Annotated in this window: 14 protein-coding genes; 4 read left to right on the forward strand and 10 right to left on the reverse strand. The window is 44.3% G+C overall.

Annotation, left to right across the window (positions count from 1 at the left end; all coding sequences use genetic code 11):
- Positions 1 to 279: 279 nt before the first annotated feature.
- Entirely contained in the window at positions 280 to 702 is a 423-nt protein-coding gene (locus ACTWPM_RS15185) for a hypothetical protein (protein WP_443133874.1), read from the reverse strand.
- 19 nt (positions 703 to 721) lie between these two features.
- Positions 722 to 1,549 carry a DUF2785 domain-containing protein gene (locus ACTWPM_RS15190; protein WP_443133875.1) on the reverse strand — a complete coding sequence of 276 codons (828 nt, stop codon included), beginning with the start codon at positions 1,547 to 1,549 and terminating at the stop codon, positions 722 to 724.
- Between the two features lie 129 nt (positions 1,550 to 1,678).
- Here ACTWPM_RS15190 and ACTWPM_RS15195 point away from each other — a divergent pair, with 129 nt between their 5' ends.
- Positions 1,679 to 1,942: a NifU N-terminal domain-containing protein gene (locus ACTWPM_RS15195; protein ID WP_443133876.1), complete on the forward strand. Its 264-nt coding sequence runs from the start codon at positions 1,679 to 1,681 to the stop codon at positions 1,940 to 1,942.
- Between the two features lie 794 nt (positions 1,943 to 2,736).
- Here the strand turns inward: ACTWPM_RS15195 and ACTWPM_RS15200 are convergent.
- Entirely contained in the window at positions 2,737 to 4,056 is a 1,320-nt protein-coding gene (locus ACTWPM_RS15200; RefSeq protein ID WP_443133877.1) for a BsuPI-related putative proteinase inhibitor, read from the reverse strand.
- Positions 4,057 to 4,116: 60 nt separating this feature from the next.
- Positions 4,117 to 4,968: a YitT family protein gene (locus ACTWPM_RS15205; RefSeq protein ID WP_443133878.1), complete on the reverse strand. Its 852-nt coding sequence runs from the start codon at positions 4,966 to 4,968 to the stop codon at positions 4,117 to 4,119.
- Between the two features lie 194 nt (positions 4,969 to 5,162).
- On the opposite strand from ACTWPM_RS15205, the gene ACTWPM_RS15210 reads away from it, so the two are divergent.
- A complete protein-coding gene (locus ACTWPM_RS15210; RefSeq protein ID WP_443133879.1) occupies positions 5,163 to 6,023 on the forward strand; it encodes a DegV family protein in 861 nt (286 codons plus the stop codon).
- Positions 6,024 to 6,084: 61 nt separating this feature from the next.
- Entirely contained in the window at positions 6,085 to 6,987 is a 903-nt protein-coding gene (locus tag ACTWPM_RS15215) for a DUF4349 domain-containing protein (RefSeq protein ID WP_443133880.1), read from the forward strand.
- A 48-nt stretch (positions 6,988 to 7,035) separates the two neighbouring features.
- On the opposite strand, the gene ACTWPM_RS15220 is transcribed toward ACTWPM_RS15215, so the two are convergent.
- From ACTWPM_RS15220 to ACTWPM_RS15230, 3 genes are all read right to left on the reverse strand, one after another.
- The gene (locus ACTWPM_RS15220; RefSeq protein ID WP_443133881.1) at positions 7,036 to 8,499 is read right to left on the reverse strand and encodes an alpha-amylase family glycosyl hydrolase; all 1,464 of its coding nucleotides are present in this window, start codon (positions 8,497 to 8,499) and stop codon (positions 7,036 to 7,038) included.
- A gap of 948 nt (positions 8,500 to 9,447) precedes the next feature.
- Positions 9,448 to 11,289 (reverse strand): asparagine synthase (glutamine-hydrolyzing), encoded by a 1,842-nt coding sequence (asnB, locus tag ACTWPM_RS15225; RefSeq protein WP_443133882.1) that lies wholly within the window; start codon positions 11,287 to 11,289, stop codon positions 9,448 to 9,450.
- 241 nt (positions 11,290 to 11,530) lie between these two features.
- The gene (locus tag ACTWPM_RS15230; protein ID WP_443133883.1) at positions 11,531 to 11,890 is read right to left on the reverse strand and encodes a YisL family protein; all 360 of its coding nucleotides are present in this window, start codon (positions 11,888 to 11,890) and stop codon (positions 11,531 to 11,533) included.
- 145 nt (positions 11,891 to 12,035) lie between these two features.
- On the opposite strand from ACTWPM_RS15230, the gene ACTWPM_RS15235 reads away from it, so the two are divergent.
- Positions 12,036 to 13,232 (forward strand): ornithine--oxo-acid transaminase, encoded by a 1,197-nt coding sequence (locus tag ACTWPM_RS15235; protein ID WP_443133884.1) that lies wholly within the window; start codon positions 12,036 to 12,038, stop codon positions 13,230 to 13,232.
- 748 nt (positions 13,233 to 13,980) lie between these two features.
- On the opposite strand, the gene ACTWPM_RS15240 is transcribed toward ACTWPM_RS15235, so the two are convergent.
- Genes ACTWPM_RS15240 through ACTWPM_RS15250 form a run of 3 tightly spaced genes read right to left on the reverse strand, consistent with a single transcriptional unit; the run spans position 13,981 to position 16,897 of the window.
- A complete protein-coding gene (locus ACTWPM_RS15240; RefSeq protein ID WP_443133885.1) occupies positions 13,981 to 14,493 on the reverse strand; it encodes a GDYXXLXY domain-containing protein in 513 nt (170 codons plus the stop codon).
- Complete coding sequence (locus ACTWPM_RS15245; protein WP_443133886.1) at positions 14,490 to 15,689, reverse strand: DUF2157 domain-containing protein; 1,200 nt, start codon at positions 15,687 to 15,689, stop codon at positions 14,490 to 14,492. Before ACTWPM_RS15245 ends, ACTWPM_RS15240 begins: the two co-directional genes overlap by 4 nt.
- A 17-nt stretch (positions 15,690 to 15,706) precedes the next feature.
- Positions 15,707 to 16,897: a DUF418 domain-containing protein gene (locus ACTWPM_RS15250; protein WP_443133887.1), complete on the reverse strand. Its 1,191-nt coding sequence runs from the start codon at positions 16,895 to 16,897 to the stop codon at positions 15,707 to 15,709.
- Positions 16,898 to 16,928: the final 31 nt, after the last annotated feature.

Genomic DNA, 16,928 nt, shown 5'->3' on the forward strand with positions numbered 1-16,928 from the left:
CCCATTGAGAACGTTACGATATTCCCGTTTCACGTGAGGCCGATTACGCGCCGATACCCGCTGCTCCAGAAGCTGAGCGTAGTATTCGAAGTGATCCGTATCCTCAGGGTGCCATCCATGTCAAAAATCAGGCATTTCGCTTGATCGATCATGCGCCGTTACTCCTCTCACATTTCCTTCAGTTCCGTCTGCTCCTGGTATGTACCTTCAGCGAGGGTTCATCAGTCCTCACTCATAGAAAAAAGCCCGGAAACTTCATTTCCCGGGCTCTAAAAAGGATCAAGAACGATGATAGGACATTTTTAAAACTACAGCATACAGCACATGACCGATTAGCCAATAAAAAATAGCAGCACCATCCGTTAACGCCGGAGTTTCCTTGATGGCAAGCAGCGTAAGCGGTACATAACTGGTAGCCGCAAAGGCACTTAAAATCAAAGCTAACGACCAGCGATTACGACTGGTGTCCTTCAGCACGCGCCTAAACGCATAAACATACAGCACTCCAATGATCCAGGAAATAATTAAATGAAAGAGCCATTCAATGACAACCGGCCATTCAATACTTCCAATCACAGGAATAAAATCAACATTCATAAGCAAGGTATATACTTTTTCACCCGTTACTAACTCGACAAGCCACATATAAAAACCAAGTACGAGTCCGGAAGTCGTACCAATCCAAAATCCCCAGCGAATCATTCATCTTCCCCCACATCCGTTAATACGCTTCTTGTTTTCTAAGTTCCCGGAGCAGGTTTTCTAAAACCTGTCGAAGCTCCCGATGATCCCCTTCCAGCATACGGAAATAAAGGGCTCTCAAGAAGTGCTTGCTGTTGTTTATAATAATGTCTTCCCTAGGGTCCTGCCAGCTCTCTCGTACATACAGAAGCGTTTCCAGCCATTCGACACGCTCCTGAGGCTGGATTTTTTTAAACATCACCATTACCGCAGTAACCATCCGTTCTTCTTCGTCAAATAAATAGGGGTGATCAATCAGAAACTGGGCTTGAATAATCGGCAGCATCTCTTGGATTTCCGTTTTTGTAATTTCATCACAGGAAGCCACATGATAGAGAGCATCGCCCGCATGGGCCATCGCATGCGCCCAGCCCTTCCCTTTTACGTATCCCCGGTGATCCGATTCCTGCTGCATATACTTTTTGAGGTTTTGCCAAACCCTGTGGACCTCTGCTTCTTTTAAAAATGGGGTCTTCCGATGCTTTTCTATGATGGGAGGAATTAATAACACAGAAAAACTTCGTTTGAACACCGCATCTTCCTCTTTTTTAGATGTACCGATTCTGTAAAAGAGGTAGTTTTTATTTAAAATGGACTGTAATATATTTTTTAATTGTTCGTGACTATAGTGCCCACGTGCAATAAAGGTGGTAAAAATGGTATGGATCAGATCGTCCCTCAGTACAGGATGAACCGAACCGATCTTCTGGAGCATCATCGTCGTTAACTCCTGCAGACTTTGATTTTCAGGCAGTTGATAATCGTTATCTTTAATGGGCTGCAACACGTCAATGAGCCGCGTTTCCATAAAACACCTCCTAAAAAGTGTTTTCATTGTAACACAGTTTTCATGAAATTAATGGAATATTAGCTTTGAGTTTAGAGTTTGAAGAATATCTGATAAAATAGGTAAAGATGTTATAGAGGAGGATGCGAAATGGCAGTAAAAGTAGAAGAAACACCAAATCCGAATGCTCGTAAATTCACGACTGATTCAATGATTTTCCAAGGGGATGGCAGTGTATCTGTTATGCCTGGACAGACAAGTGACCATAAAATTTTAAACGATCTTATGAATTTTGATGGAGTAGATAACGTGTTCGGCTTCCAGAATTTTATTACCGTAAATAAATTGCCGAATGCTGAATGGGAATCATTGACTCCTAAAGTCGAAGGTTTGTTAGCTGAATACGGGTATTAATAGCTTTTTAAAAAGTCCGCCACATAAAATTGTGGCGGACTTTTTTATTGAGGACGCTTGAGATGAGATCTGCCGTGGCCCTGTCGAATAGGTCCCTGCGATCCATTAGCTCAAGCCGCCCTCTACATCAAATGAGAGGCTAATTAAATCATTGAATGTTAAAGATAAGCTCCCGTTACTGGAAGACTCAGTTTCGAGATAAATGGGGACCGTTACTATATTTGGAAGAGGGCTGGTGGGGAAATAACTCGCTTTCCTATGGGGGAACGGTGAGCTTCCTCGCTCGTTACACTCCCTGCGGGATCTCACCTAGTTCCTTCTCCCATGGGAGTCTCGCTATTTCCCCACCAACCCAGCCATTTCTTGTGAACGGACCCTGCTATAGGAGATAGAAGCCATGCCACATCTGCTTCCAATGCTTATATAACAGGGTTTCTACAGCTAAACACACGTAAAGACCAATGTGAATCATAGATGATCCTTGTTCATTGGAAGGCGTTTATGCAGACAATTTTGAGCTCTCAATGATCGCAAAGGGGCGGAAGGGAACGGCGAAGACTCCTGCGGGATGAACATGATCGGTGAGATCCCGGAAGGCGAAGCCTGAGGAAGCTCACCACATGCCCGCGGAAAGCGAGTCGTTCCCTGGAGCCCCTATCTCTACAAAATATCTCGAAACTGAGTCTTAAAGTATACGGCCCTTTAGTTGAATAATCATTATATGAAAAATTAGTGATAGAGTTTTAAGGAGTTTAATCAAAATAAGCCGCCACGATGCTCGTGACGGCTCTTTTCTAATTAAATTTCTGAAGAAGTAAATGATTCACGTGCTCAGGACTTCCATCTTCGGCACTTTCTTCAAATACAGTCAAAGTCAAGGAGCCGTAATCCGGCAGATCTTCCTTAGAAATATCAATCTCTATCTGAAATGAAGACCACGCAGGTGCTCCCTCGGCTACTTGTAGAGATGTAGGTTCCACCAATACGAAATGGCCATCTTCCACTGTGTAGTTAAAGCTGCCCTCATGAACACGCGCTTCTCCTGCAATGGTATAGGTACCATTCTCCCCAGCCACCGTTACGTTGCGGAAAGCTTCGCCCTCAACCTTAACCTCTCGTTTCGTTGTTTCCGTTTCAGTTTCCAGTTCACTCTGTGATATTTCTTCTAAGGCAATATTCTTACTCGTTTCATCTTCAGTGCCTTCAGACTTAGCTGTAAGTGTAAGGGTGACCGTTCCAAAATCAGGTAAATCTTCTCTTGGAATGGAAAGTTCCAGGGTAAAAGGTGCCCATTCGGAATCATTTCCTACCTTCATTGTTTCTGGTTCGATTAGGAGATGATGACCATCTTCAACCTGGTAAGTAAATGAACCTTTTGAAACAAGGGCTTCCCCTGTCACCGTGTACGTTCCATCTTTGCCGCTCACTTCGATATTACGGAAACCATCTTCCGCGGCACTCACTGTCTTCTCTTCTGTTTTTGCTTCCTCATTCGTTTCTTTTTCTTGATCCGCCTCTAACGGAGTTTCTTCCTCTGATTCTTCAGCTGGTGCTTCTTTTTCTTCCTGTTTGCTATCTATTTCTTGCTCAACGCTCTCGATGGTAAATGATTTCGTTACTTGAAAAGGTTCCGCCTCTAAAGGCTGTTCATTGATTGTATTCACCAGGTACGTTACGGTTGCCTCATAGTCGCCTGGTTCTTCAATGCCTGTCCAAGTTTCTTCAGCTGTTAAAGATTCACCCGCTGCTAGATCTTTACTGACCATTTCCTGTGTGAACATTTTATCAGCTGAAAAGGTATAAACACTTTCTCCTTCAGTATTCGTGACCTGAATTTCATATTCCTGGCTGGAAGTGAACCCTAGAGTTACAGGCTCGTCCGACGTGTTTTCAAGAGACAGTTGAAACTCGGCTGTATCCCCTGATGTCTCCACGTTCGCTTCCATATTCAAAGATTGAATGAATCCTTCGATCTCTTTCGCTTTTTCCTCTGCTTGTTCCTCAGTTTCTGGTTCTTCTGCATTAGCTTCCTTCGATTCAGATTCTGCTTCATTTCCGCAGGCCGTCATGGTAATGATCATGATCCCCATTAAGATGGCTAACATATGTTTCATAACGCCACTCCTTTTTTCTATTTACATGATTAGACGACCATATTACAGAAATGTTACAAATTATTTGTCATCTTTTCTGAAGAAACCAAAAATACCTGTCGTTTGCACAATATTGGTAAAGGCAGAAGGATCGACATCCTGGATAATATGCTGCAGGTCATACAATTCATATCGAGTAATAACCATAACCATCATATTTTTATCCTGCTGTGTAAAAGCACCTCTGGCCGGTAAGGTTGTAATACCACGAACCATTTGGGAGTGGATCGCTTTTTCCAGATCGGCTGCTTTTGACGTGATAATCATAGCCGTAAGCTTTTCATGACGTGTATGAACAGCGTCAATTACACGAGTAGTTACATATAACGTCAATAATGTGTACAGCGCGTTTTCGGGTTTATATAATAAACCAGCAATCGCGATGATCGCACTATTCAACACAAGGAAATAGATGCCAATCGGGCGGTCCTTCATTCGAGAAAGCACCATGGCGACGATATCCAAACCGCCTGTTGAAGCACCCCATTTGAGCGTAATTCCAACCCCCATGCCGCCGATGACACCGCCAAATACGGCATTCAGGATTATATCCCCTGAAAGCTGCTGCACTGGTATTAGTTCAAGAAAAAGAGTGGTGAAGGCTACTGATACAGCACTATACACCGTGAAACCTTTCCCTACTTTATACCAGCCTAAAATCGCTACTGGAATATTAAGTATGAATAAAATAAGACCTGTACTAACTCCTGGTACACCTAAAAAATCGTTAAATATACTGGTAAGCAGCTGCGCAACCCCGGTGAACCCGCTCGCGTAAACATTCGCTTCGATGAGAAACAGGTTCAGGGAAATAGCATTAAATACTGCCCCTAACAACACAATAATAATTCTTCTTAGCTCAACTGTGAACAATCCGCAACCTCCTACGAGTAGTCTATTATCTTTTTTATCACCGTAACGAGACAAAATCAAGTTAAAGATTAGTAAGATGTGTAAGTTTCCGTCGAAATATACCCTTAATCGTCGTAAGTTTTCTAGTAATTGCTTTGACTATCTTTCCTATTATGCCTAAACTTAAAGAAAGAATAAAAACGGCAGGTGATCTTATGAACGTACAAATTATGTGTGATTCAGCCAGTGATCTATCCCCTGAAACTCTGGAACGCTATTCGTTAACCATGGTCCCTTTAAAAGTGACCATTAATGGAGAAGAATATGAAGACGGAAAAACCATCTCCCCCCGTGAAGTTTATGAAAAAATGCGGAACGGAGATGCCCCCAAAACATCACAGGTTACCTCCCAGGCTTTTCGAGAAACATTCACTGATTATGTGAAAAAGGACCAGCCTTTTATTTATTTTGCTTTTTCATCGGAACTATCCGGCACATATCAAACCGCAAAAATGGTAGAGGAAGAAATTAAAGACGAATACCCTCACGCTAAATTTGAAGTAATCGATACGAAAGCAGCCTCCCTGGGATGTGGACTCGTGGCGATGAGAGCGGCTGAACTTGCGGAAGATGGATATTCATTTGACGATATTTTAGAAACTGGAAAGTATCACGCTTCACACATGGAGCATGTTTTTACCGTAGCGGACCTGGAATACTTATATCGCGGCGGGCGCGTAAGCAAAGCCTCTGCATTTGTCGGCAGCCTGCTTAAAATTAAACCACTGCTTCATATGGAAGATGGTAAGCTTATACCTCTTGAAAAAATTCGCGGTTCCAAAAAAGTCTGGAAACGAATGATCGAACTTATGAAGGAACGCGGCAAGGATTTAAAACATCAGCGCATCGGCATCAGCCATGGGGATGACTTGGAAACCGCTGAGCAGCTGGCGGATATGATCCGCTCCGAGTTTGGAACTGAAGATATCCGTTTTGAAATGGTCGGCTCTGCCGTTGGTGCTCATGCAGGTCCCGGCACCATTGCTTTGTTTTTCTTAAATGATACGCCTCAATAGAGAATACTATTTGTAACCTTTCCCCTTTTTTAACGACTACATTAAAAAAGGGGGTTTTTTTATGATAATCAGGATATTCAAAATCGCACTCAGCATGATGATTGTTCTTGCTATTGCTGCAGCCTGCAGTCAAAGTGAGGATAATCTTGCGGAGACCTCAGAAGAACAATCAGATGAAGGCAGTCCCGATTCTGGCAAGTCCAATGGATTGTCAGAAACTCCTTCCCAAGGGGGAAACAATGAGGAGAACGATTCTGCCCGTATTGCTCAAAATACTGAGGAAAGCATGATGGTCTACGAAGCTCAATTGGACGTGGAGACCAATGATTATGATCAGTTTAACCAGCAGCTTCAGACAAAAATGGACCAGCAGGAAGCTTATATGGTAGAAAGCAATATTCACAAAAATGAGCAGGGCAGACGGCAGGGTCATATTCGTATCCGCGTGCCGCAGCCGAACTTTGAATCGCTGCTTGCGGGGTTCGAGGAGATCAGCAGCGAAGTTCTATCAAGAAATATATCCGGACGCGATGTAACCGAGGAGTACGTTGATTTAGAGTCTCGTCTGCAAGCTAAGGAAAAAATTGAGTCGCGGCTGCTTAACTTTATGGACCAGGCTGAAGCCACCGAAGATTTGATTAAGATATCGCAAGACCTCGAGCGCGTTCAATCAGAAATCGAAGTATTAACAGGGAAAATGAACTATTTAGAGAATCAGAGCGATTTCTCTACTATTACGTTGTCCATTCAAGAAACAGCAGCCGGAGCCAATCTGAATGCCTCTCCAACAAGCATCTGGGAAGAAACCAAGCTGGCATTTTCCAACTCCATACACAACGTCGGGCAATTCTTCTCCTGGCTGGTTGTATTCCTCCTCGGTTACTCTCCATTTCTCGTACTTTTTGCCGGGCTGATTCTTCTATTTTGGTTTATCAGAAGAAGAAGAAAGAAATCAACATCCTAAATTAAATCGCCCCTATTTTCCTGCACATGGAAAATAGGAGCGATGAGGTTAAGATTTTTCTGTTTTCCGATTTTTAAGGCTGATCACTGTTACGGCAATTACAAACAAACTAAGAACGCCGCCGACGAATCCAATAAACAACCAGTTATAGCCCTCGTCTCGTTCTACCACAAACACGTCTGCGGTTTCTCTTTCCATCCCAAGCCGGTATTCCCCATTCTCCTGCTGTCGTACCATACCATCATGCAAAAGACCTCTCAGCTGCTGCCCGTCTTGCAAACCGGACAGTACAGCGGCTTTCGTTTCCTCCGCATTATTAATCGCAATGATCATCGTCTGATCTTTATAGCTTCGTTTAAAAATAGCCAGACCATCTTCGTTGTACATTTCTTCGTAATCTCCGCGTCTAAGTGCAGGGAATTGCGTTCTCATTGAGGTTAAATTATCGATTCGCTGTTTCAGCTGCTCGTCCCCTGCTTTGAAGTTCATCATTTTAATGGTCGACGGATCACCGCCATCATCCAGGGGAAGTTCCGTACCAAAATACATGGCAGGTATGCCTGGAATCGTGAACTGATACGTTAAGGCAAGCTTCCAGCGAGTGATGGGGTTCTGCCCCTCTTCTACAGCCAGATGGGTAAAGCGTCCGGTTGAAGGTCCATCAATGTAACGAAGCGTCTCGTACGGTTCCGCTTTATGTTCGACATTTTCTTCCCAAACCGTATATAGGTCTTCGAGGCTCGTTCCGGAAGATTGAAATGTCTCTCGCGTTACTGTCTGAAAGGAAACGGATGAATCGTTGTCGCCTTTTACACTTTCCGTAAACAAATTAAATCCGTCTTGTACGGATTGCACACGTTCTTCCAGCTTCGAATAGAACTCACTGGATAAAGGAACAGCACTATGTAAATGAAACGCATCTACTCCTGTTTCCTTGACCCAGAACTCCGCTGTATCAAGAAGGTAATCCTGAACCTGAGGGTTGTCCAGATTTAGTAAGGCCATGTTCTCTCTCCAAGCTTCAGGATAGGATGTTTCAGCTTCTGAATACCAATCGTTTTTATCCGGGTCCTCTCTCCAGGGATGATCGCTGCCTGTATGGGAAACCACAAAATCAAACATCACCTTAAGGTCCAGCTCATGTGCTGCTTCGACCAGATCCTCGGCTTTCTCCATAGTACCGAAATGTTCATCTACAGCTTGAAAATCATTAATCCATTGCCCATGGTAACCCTCGTCCTGATTAGCCATAATGGGCGAAATCTCAATTGCAGTAAAACCCATTTCCTTAATATAATCCAACTGCTTAATAATTCCTTCCAGGTCACCGCCGTGGTAAGCTTCCTCTTCTACCGTGTCGTTGGAATTATCTCCATTCATAAATCGATCAATCGATATATAGTACACGCTTTCATCCTGCCATTGACGTTCTTCTGTTTCCGCTGCTCCAGCTTGAGAAGCGAAAAAGAGAAATAACGGAATTAACAGGAGCCCAGCTATTACTTTTCTCATGGCCGCTCTCCTTTCTTTCTAATAAAGGTAACTCTCTTAGATTATCCTTTCCGGCCCTTCCCCGTCAATTGTACTCGGCATCAATTCACCATAATACATACAATGGTCACATTTACAGGCATCTCCACACAAATAACCGCACGGCTGCTCAAGCCATGCGGTTGTAAAATTTGAGTCTGTATAAAATTTTAAAAAAGAATTATTCAACCATCGGGCTGTTTACTTTAAGACTCGGGTTCGAGATAAATCATGGTCCGTTACTTAATAGGTATAGGATTGGTGGGGAAATGACTCGTCTTGTTCCATCACCCAGCCACTCGAGACATAAGCCGTTCATCAACGGACGGAAAAACCTCCATCCTTTTGATGCTCGGCTTATGCTGGTCGTGTCTTTCGGGGTGATTGCACATTTGAACACTTTCCTATGGGGGAACGGTGAGCTTCCTCGCTCGTTTCACTCCCTGCGGGATCTCACCTAGTTCCTTCTCCCATGGGAGTCTCGCCATTTCCCCACCAATCCAGCCCAAGTAGAATAACGGACCCTTTCATAAGAGCTGGTATTAAATGCTTCTATAACAGCCTATTCCCCATCTTTATAGCATGAAAATGCCTCATGCTCCTATGCCCCTCTTTGTGCATCATTAAGGTATCTTAAGTGGTTTCGAATTGCTGATTTGGCAAGGTCCGGAGGGGGACGATGTAGACTCCTGTGGGATGAACATGATCGGTAAGATCCCGCAGGGCTGTTAAGCCCGAGGAAGCTTACCACGAAAGAGGAGGTTCGACTAAGAACGCCACATCGTGTGGCAACGTCGAACGACCCTGCGTCGTTCAGGGCCGGAAAGCGAAATCGTTCCCGGAGGACCTTCCACATAAACAATATCTCGAATCACATCTTCCAGTATCGTGCGTTTTACTGTAAGATCAACTCTGAGATTTTGTAGCTTTTTACAAACGTACGTGATAGGTTTTGAGCCAGTAATTAATTTGACAGAGATGGGCGATTAGCTGGGGACCTGTCATTAATTGACCAAACCACGGGGCTCCAATCGCCTTGCCTTCTGAATCATTCAGCTTCCTGACTTTCTTGCGGTCAAACAAGTCAAATAGTGGCGCATTCGCATCGGCCAATATATCATTCATCCACGCGCAGACAGCTTTCGTGTAGGCTGGATGAAAGGTTTTTGGATATGGATTTTTCTTACGGAATAACACTTCGTCGGGCAGAATCCCGCGTAACGCTTCCCGCAGCAAACCTTTTTCCTGATTCCCGTGAAATTTCATGTCCCACGGAACATTCCATGCATATTCAACCAAACGGTGATCGCTGAAAGGCACACGGACCTCAAGACTTGCCCCCATACTCATCCGGTCCTTGCGCTCAAGCAGCGTCTGCATGAACCAGTTCATATTCAAATAAGACATCTGTCTATGTTTTACTGCTTTTTCGTCTTCCCCTTTAAGAACCGGTGTTTCATCAATTGTCTGCTGGTAACGTTTCATCATGTATGCTTCCATATCCAAGCTCTCACTGACATCCGTTTTCACTAAATGCATCCGTTCATCTAAGGAGCGGATCCACGGAAACCCCTTCCGCTCCTGATCCTCTTTTCTATAAAACCAGGGATACCCTCCAAAGATTTCATCGGCACATTCCCCTGATAGAGCAACCGTTACATGATTTTTTATTTTTTCACAGAACCACAATAATGATGAATCGACATCGGCCATCCCTGGCAGATCCCTTAACGTGACGGCCTGTTTCAGCCGCGTGATTAAATCTTCGGGGGTCGCTTCCATCACGTAATGACGGGTCTGGTGCTGACTGCTGACTTTCTTAATATAGGCTTCATCGCGATCCGGCTGAAAAGAGCTTTTCTTAAAGAATTTCTCCTGGTCTTTATAATCAATCGAAAAAGTCTGCAGGGCACCTTTCTGTTCATTCTTGTATTTTTCAGCGGCTACGGCCGTAATGGCGCTTGAATCTACTCCGCCCGATAAAAAGGTACCTAGTGTTACATCAGAAACGAGCTGGCGTTCAGAGGCATCAATAAATAATTCCCGGACGCGTGCCACCGTTTCATCCCAATTGTCCGTATGCTCGGCACTTTGCACATTCCAGTAGCGTTCGATCGAAAGCTTTCCTTTTTCCCAAGTGGCCCGGTGACCCGGACGCAGTTCCTGCAGCGTTTCAAAAATTCCGTGCCCCGGGGTTCTCGAAGGTCCAAGTGTCAGGATTTCCTGAACCCCTTCCGCTCCAACTCTTGAATCTACTTCCGGATGCGCAAGGATGGCTTTCATCTCAGAAGCAAACATCAAACCATCCGGCTGATGACGGATAAACAATGGCTTAACTCCGAGCCGGTCTCTGGCTAAAAACAGACGTTTTCTCTTTTTCTCCCAAACACTGAAAGCGAAGATGCCATTCAATCGCTCTACGCATTCTCTGCCCCACTCCATATAGCTGACAAGTACAACTTCCGTATCCGAATGAGATCGGAACGACCAGCCTTTCGCTTTTAATGTATCTCGCACTTCATCCGTATTATATAGCTCACCGTTATAGCAGAGCACATACTTTTCATCATGCGCCTCCCGAACCATCGGCTGTTTCCCGCCGTTTGGGTCCACAACAATTAGACGCTGGTGTCCGAAAGCTGCCGGGCCATCCAGCCACGTTTGATAATCATCTGGACCGCGGTGCCGGATGGTATCGGCCATCCGCTCCAAAAGAGGGGCTTTATTCTGCACTTTATTTTTATCATCAATCCAACCCACAATGCCGCACATTAAGCTTCACCATCCTTTTGAGTAAGCTGACGCAGAAAAAACACATCATAACTTACTATATGAAAGAGGCTTCGCGCTTATTAAAAAGTTCTGCTTGACAACACAAGTGAGAATGATTATCATTATAGTTGATAAAGGATATCAGCCGTTACCCCCCCAAGTAGCGGAGCTCATTCTAGGACAGTAGAAAATCCCCCCAAAAAAAGCGGCAAAGCCTGTACAAGGCTTGCCGCTTTTTTTATTAAGCAGGAAGTATGCCTGCTCCAAGGAATCCAAAGCCTAGAATAATCGCAATGGCTCCTGCTATTAACAGCTGTGCCCACCAGACAGCAGCCGGTTTCTTTTTCTTATACTTCACGCATGCCATTTCCATAGCCGCAATCGTCCATAAGCCGACAAGCACCTTAAAAATAATCAGTCCGCCATAGTTAGCGTAGCTTGCAAAGAGAGACCCTCCTGAATAAAGGATCAATAAGTAATCCGCCCGCAGAATCATATGGGATATTTTTGCCCCTTTTTCATTTCCGCTCCGGGCAAATGTTGTAACAAGTCCCACTAAAGCAAATGCGATTACCCATGAGGTAATATGTAGATGTGCCAATGTTCTTCCTCCTTTAACATGAATCTACGGATATAATAGCACGAGTTCGCCAAAATTTCCTACCAATAAGTACCTTGGGAGGGTGAGAATAATAAATTAAACCTGTTATAATAATAAAAGATTGAAATGTAATTGGAGGGATATCATGTCAGTAAACAGTCAAGAAATCATTGATCAAACACAAGAATATGGTGCCAAGAACTATCACCCACTTCCGATCGTTGTATCGAAAGCGGAAGGTGTATGGGTAGAGGATCCAGAAGGTAACCGCTATATGGATATGCTAAGCGCTTACTCTGCAGTGAACCAGGGGCATCGCCATCCACGAATTATTCAGGCCTTAAAAGACCAGGCCGATCTTGTAACCTTAACTTCCCGAGCCTTCCACAATGACCAGCTCGGACCCTGGTATGAGAAGATTTGTAAAATTACCAATAAGGAAATGGCTCTTCCGATGAATACCGGAGCAGAAGCTGTCGAAACTGCTGTTAAGGCAGCTAGACGGTGGGCGTACGATGTTAAAAAAGTGGAAGACAATCAAGCCGAAATCATCGCCTGTACAGGGAACTTCCACGGAAGGACGATGACAGCCGTATCCCTTTCTTCAGAAGAAGAATACAAACGAGGATTCGGTCCGATGCTTCCAGGCATCAAATTAATTCCTTACGGCGATGTAGAAGCTCTTAAAGAAGCCATCACTGAAAATACAGCTGGATTCCTGTTTGAACCGATCCAGGGTGAGGCGGGTATTGTTATCCCTCCAGAAGGATTTTTGAAAGAAGCTTATGAGGTTTGTCAGGAAAACAATGTCCTGTTCATAGCTGATGAAATCCAGGCAGGTCTTGGGCGAAGCGGTAAAATGTTTGCCTGCGACTGGGAAGATGTAAGTCCTGACATGCTAATTCTCGGCAAAGCACTAGGAGGCGGAGTATTCCCTATTTCCTGTGTAGTCGCGAATAAAGAAGTGCTGGGCGTATTTAACCCGGGCTCTCACGGCTCTACCTTTGGCGGAAATCCTTTAGCATGCGCTGTATCTGTCGCTTCAATGAATGTTATTGAAGAAGAAAAACTGGCCGAACGCTCTCTGGAACTCGGCGAATACATGAAGAAAGAACTGCAGTCGATCGATAATCCTAAGATCAAAGAAGTTCGTGGTAAAGGATTGTTCATTGGTGTTGAAATGACAGAACCTGCTCGCGGCTACTGTGAAGATTTAAAAGAAAAGGGACTGCTTTGCAAGGAAACACACGAAAACGTCATTCGTTTCGGGCCTCCTCTTATTATTGAAAAAGAGGATCTTGATTGGGCAATTACGCAAATTAAAGAAGTTCTTAGTCAATAAAACCCAAAAGCCTGCAGAGAAAATTTTCTCTGCAGGCTTTTTTCTTAGCTGTATTAAATCTCCTTTTCAATCTTACAGTAAAGCTCCCGTTTGTGGAAGACTCAGTTTCGAGATATATTGGGTCCGTTATGGAAAGAAGGCTAGGGGTGGGTTGGGAAATAACTCGCTTTCCTGTGGGGGAACTGGCAAGCCTCCTCAGTCGTTATCACTCCCTGTGGGGTCTCGCCTAGCTCCTTCTCCCACGGGAGTCTCGTCATTTCCCAACCCACCCAGCGATATCTGGCGAACGGACCCTTCTATAGGAAAAATAAGACATGGTAAATCTGCCTCAAATGCTTCTATAGCAGGGTCATTCACGTGGTAACGTAACAAAACCAATGTGTTCAGAATGTTATCTCTTTCTCGTAATATTGCTCTACTCCAAAGAAGTTCGAGACACACAATTATCGCAAGGTCCGGAGGGGGACGATGAAGACTCCTGTGGGATGAACATGATAGGTAAGATCCCGGGAGGAAGCTTACCACATGCCCACGGAAAGCGAATCGTCCCCCGCAGGACCTTCGCTCTAACTCAATATCTCGAATTCGAGTCTTACAGTAAACGGCCCTATACTTGAATAAGCCATATACTTAATGGAGACTTGTTGAAATCTTTGGGTTTTGGTCAGATTCACCTGGCACGCTTCATATTTAACCCTAATATCTGATTAAAAAAAGCGCTCTTCCATTTAGGAAAAGCGCTCATTGTTTATTCTGAGGTTGTTACCGAATCAATCTTTTTCTGGCCCCAGGGAGCAAGGACGACTTCAACAATCATATCTTCTCTGTTCTGTTCATATTGCTGTCCCGTTCCTTCTTCAATAAAGTACCGGTCCAAGCCAATATCCACCATATATATTCCTCTTTGAGGATCATGCCACTCGTAACGAGCTGGAAGAACTACCTCCTCCCCACTCGCGTCAGGCTTTTCAGCGGAGGCCTGAACAAGTGTATAAAGGTCATTTTCACCAGGTTCGAGAAGCAAATAAACTTTTTCTCCAGACCCTGTATCTGCGGAACCATTCCATTTACCTTCAGGCACCTGTTCCACTTCATACGTTAATGTTACATAATCACCATAAAAAGGGTCGCGCGGATCTACAGGAGCCGTTTTTAACCGGATGGATTCTCCCCACGTGTCCATTGTATAGTAAGACATGGACATCAGCATGAGAAACACAGCCTGCAAGAAGACAATGACATAAAACCAAATGCGCTTCATGGCGTTACCTCTCCTTTACTCATGCGTCTTCGCTTCCTTTCAAGAAAGAAACTGAGGGCAAACAACAGAATTCCTCCGATAAAAAAGAAAAGAGAGCGGCTCATGAAATCCCATGCGAGCTGGAAATAAGCTATAAAGGTAGTAGCCAGAAGCGCGGCTGTTCCTTTGTTTACCCAGCGTGCCACACTCTGCTGGTAGCCTGATGCTAGCCATAATAAGGAATAGACAAACAAGATCCCGAGCGACAGACCATCAGCGAAATCAAAGCGAAAGACCGGCAAGAATAATAAAAGATCAATCCAGTAATAATTCGTAGAGCTCATCGCGGAACGGACAACAGCTCCTACGAAAAAGACGGCCCATACGATGAAGAAATAGAAGGAAGAATCCGTCTCTACTTCTACAAAACCTTCACCGAGAAAGAAGACTTGAAAAACCAGAAGCAAAAAGACTGAAATGACACTGAACGTTTTAAGCACGCGCAGCTTCCCTTTTCCAGCCGCTGCCTCATCAAATAAATATAGAAATAGGATCAAATTAATCAGCCAGTAATAAGGAAAGCCGCTGCTAAGCACAAAAACGAGACTTTGAATCAAGTAACCCGCTCCGAACCAAACCGAATAATCCGTCCTTCGACCACGTACCGTAAACCACCCTAGACCAAGGATAAAAAGTAATCCAGTCCAAATGTGAAATTCACCATAAGTGACGCCACTGTAGACCTGGCCCACCGTAGTAAGAACAACCGCAGCTATAAAGAAAGATGTTTCTTTACACAAGAGGTACAAGCTGAAGGCGGCGATGGACCAGATAAAGAATGGCAGCGCACTGAATGAAGTAAAATGATACATTTGCCCAGTTAAAAAGATACCGGCCCCAAATATGATGAGGGCAATGATCATCAGACTTTCCCCTAAGCGTTTAGAATGCTTCCTGTAGGTTTGCTCACCTGTAATATAGAAGGCAAGTAAACTCCCGATAATAATGGCCATTCGAAAGATATCCGAAATGGCGGACCAATTGGAAGCGATAAATGTTAGAAATCCAAGACCTATAAAGATGGCCGCAAACGTCAGCAGCAGAGGTTTATGCTGCCGGGCAGGATAACGCTCCAGCAACTGTTCCCTTTGATCTTCAGATATAATGCGTTCCTCTACCCATTCCTTGCTTTCTTTGATGAGCTCTTCACGTTTCATGGTGTGTCCCCCTCTTTTTAAGAAGCAGCTGGCTGTTTACGTTTTAACGGTTGTTTCCTCCCGTAAGTTAATGTTCTCCACAGCCATTCAAGCGGACCATAACGGTACCTCTTAAGCCATGCTTTACTTGCGAAGATCTGCAACGTGTAAACCACCACTACAATTATTACGCTCATAATCGGCGGCACCTGTCCGTAAAGACCAAACCCAACCGAATAAAAAAGGACAAAGCATACAAGCGATTGAAGAATATAATTGGATAGAGACATTCTTCCAACCCAAGTCAATGGATGTAAAAGCCTTGCCCCAGCTTTTGTCCGGAATAATAACGTAACCGACAGCACATAAAATATGGCTGAGGCTGTGCCTCCTACGCTGTCCTGCATGACTCCAAACCACTCAGGATTCCCGTAAAGATAGGGGCCTGCTTTAAAAATGAGAAACAGGACACCTGTCATGAGCCACACTTTTTTAATACTCCCCAGGTGAGCCGTTGGTTCATGGAGCCAGCGCTTGCGGCACACATATAAACCCAATAAAAACATGGGAAGCAGACTAAGTGCTAAAAATGGCAGATTAGCAACATGGTTGGCATACAGCCAGTCAGAAGTATTCTGCTGCCATATATCGAATAAACTTCCCGTCCCGTAGTTTGTTATAGCTTCGTTGATTGATTGCTGTTCTACAATTCCCCGCAGCTGGCCGCGTATTGAATAGAGGGCAAAAGTAAATGGCAGGACAAGAAACGCAAGCATACTATAAGCCAAGAAGAGGAGCCCGGTTTTCGTTAGATGGAAAAAAGCAAACAAAGAAAGTCCAAGTACCCCATAAGAAAGGAGAATGTCTCCATGCCAGATTAAAAAGGCGTGGATCAAGCCAAAGCCGATCAAAACGATCAATCGTTTAAAAATAATTGGACGATAATCAAGATCTTTCTCATCCAGCCGATCCTTCATCATCTGCATGCCAAATCCAAACATAAAAGAAAACAATGTATAAAAACTTGCTTGGAAAAAGATATCAATGACCGCCTGTACGGTATGGCTCAGTGATGAATCCCAGGCCTGAGCTGCTCCCCCGTATAAGAAATAGGGAGCGTTAAAGGCTGGCACATTCACCATAAAGATACCTAAAATCGCAAGTCCGCGTGCAGCATCAATCCAGTTTAATCGTTCTGATTCACCTAATGGCGAAGCCTTCGATTTCATGTTTATTCCCCCTAATAGCTTTATTTTACTT

It is taken from the genome of Halobacillus sp. K22 (assembly GCF_052246795.1).
Lineage (GTDB): Bacteria > Bacillota > Bacilli > Bacillales > Halobacillaceae > Halobacillus.

Coding starts and splice junctions, on each gene's coding strand:
- asnB (WP_443133882.1), bottom strand. CDS start 11,289: ATGTGCGGCATTGTGGGTTGGATTGATGATAAAAATAAAGTGCAGAAT.
- ACTWPM_RS15185 (WP_443133874.1), bottom strand. CDS start 702: ATGATTCGCTGGGGATTTTGGATTGGTACGACTTCCGGACTCGTACTT.
- ACTWPM_RS15220 (WP_443133881.1), bottom strand. CDS start 8,499: ATGAGAAAAGTAATAGCTGGGCTCCTGTTAATTCCGTTATTTCTCTTT.
- ACTWPM_RS15195 (WP_443133876.1), top strand. CDS start 1,679: ATGGCAGTAAAAGTAGAAGAAACACCAAATCCGAATGCTCGTAAATTC.
- ACTWPM_RS15215 (WP_443133880.1), top strand. CDS start 6,085: ATGATAATCAGGATATTCAAAATCGCACTCAGCATGATGATTGTTCTT.
- ACTWPM_RS15235 (WP_443133884.1), top strand. CDS start 12,036: ATGTCAGTAAACAGTCAAGAAATCATTGATCAAACACAAGAATATGGT.
- ACTWPM_RS15245 (WP_443133886.1), bottom strand. CDS start 15,689: ATGAAACGTGAAGAGCTCATCAAAGAAAGCAAGGAATGGGTAGAGGAA.
- ACTWPM_RS15210 (WP_443133879.1), top strand. CDS start 5,163: ATGAACGTACAAATTATGTGTGATTCAGCCAGTGATCTATCCCCTGAA.
- ACTWPM_RS15200 (WP_443133877.1), bottom strand. CDS start 4,056: ATGAAACATATGTTAGCCATCTTAATGGGGATCATGATCATTACCATG.
- ACTWPM_RS15240 (WP_443133885.1), bottom strand. CDS start 14,493: ATGAAGCGCATTTGGTTTTATGTCATTGTCTTCTTGCAGGCTGTGTTT.
- ACTWPM_RS15190 (WP_443133875.1), bottom strand. CDS start 1,549: ATGGAAACGCGGCTCATTGACGTGTTGCAGCCCATTAAAGATAACGAT.
- ACTWPM_RS15250 (WP_443133887.1), bottom strand. CDS start 16,897: ATGAAATCGAAGGCTTCGCCATTAGGTGAATCAGAACGATTAAACTGG.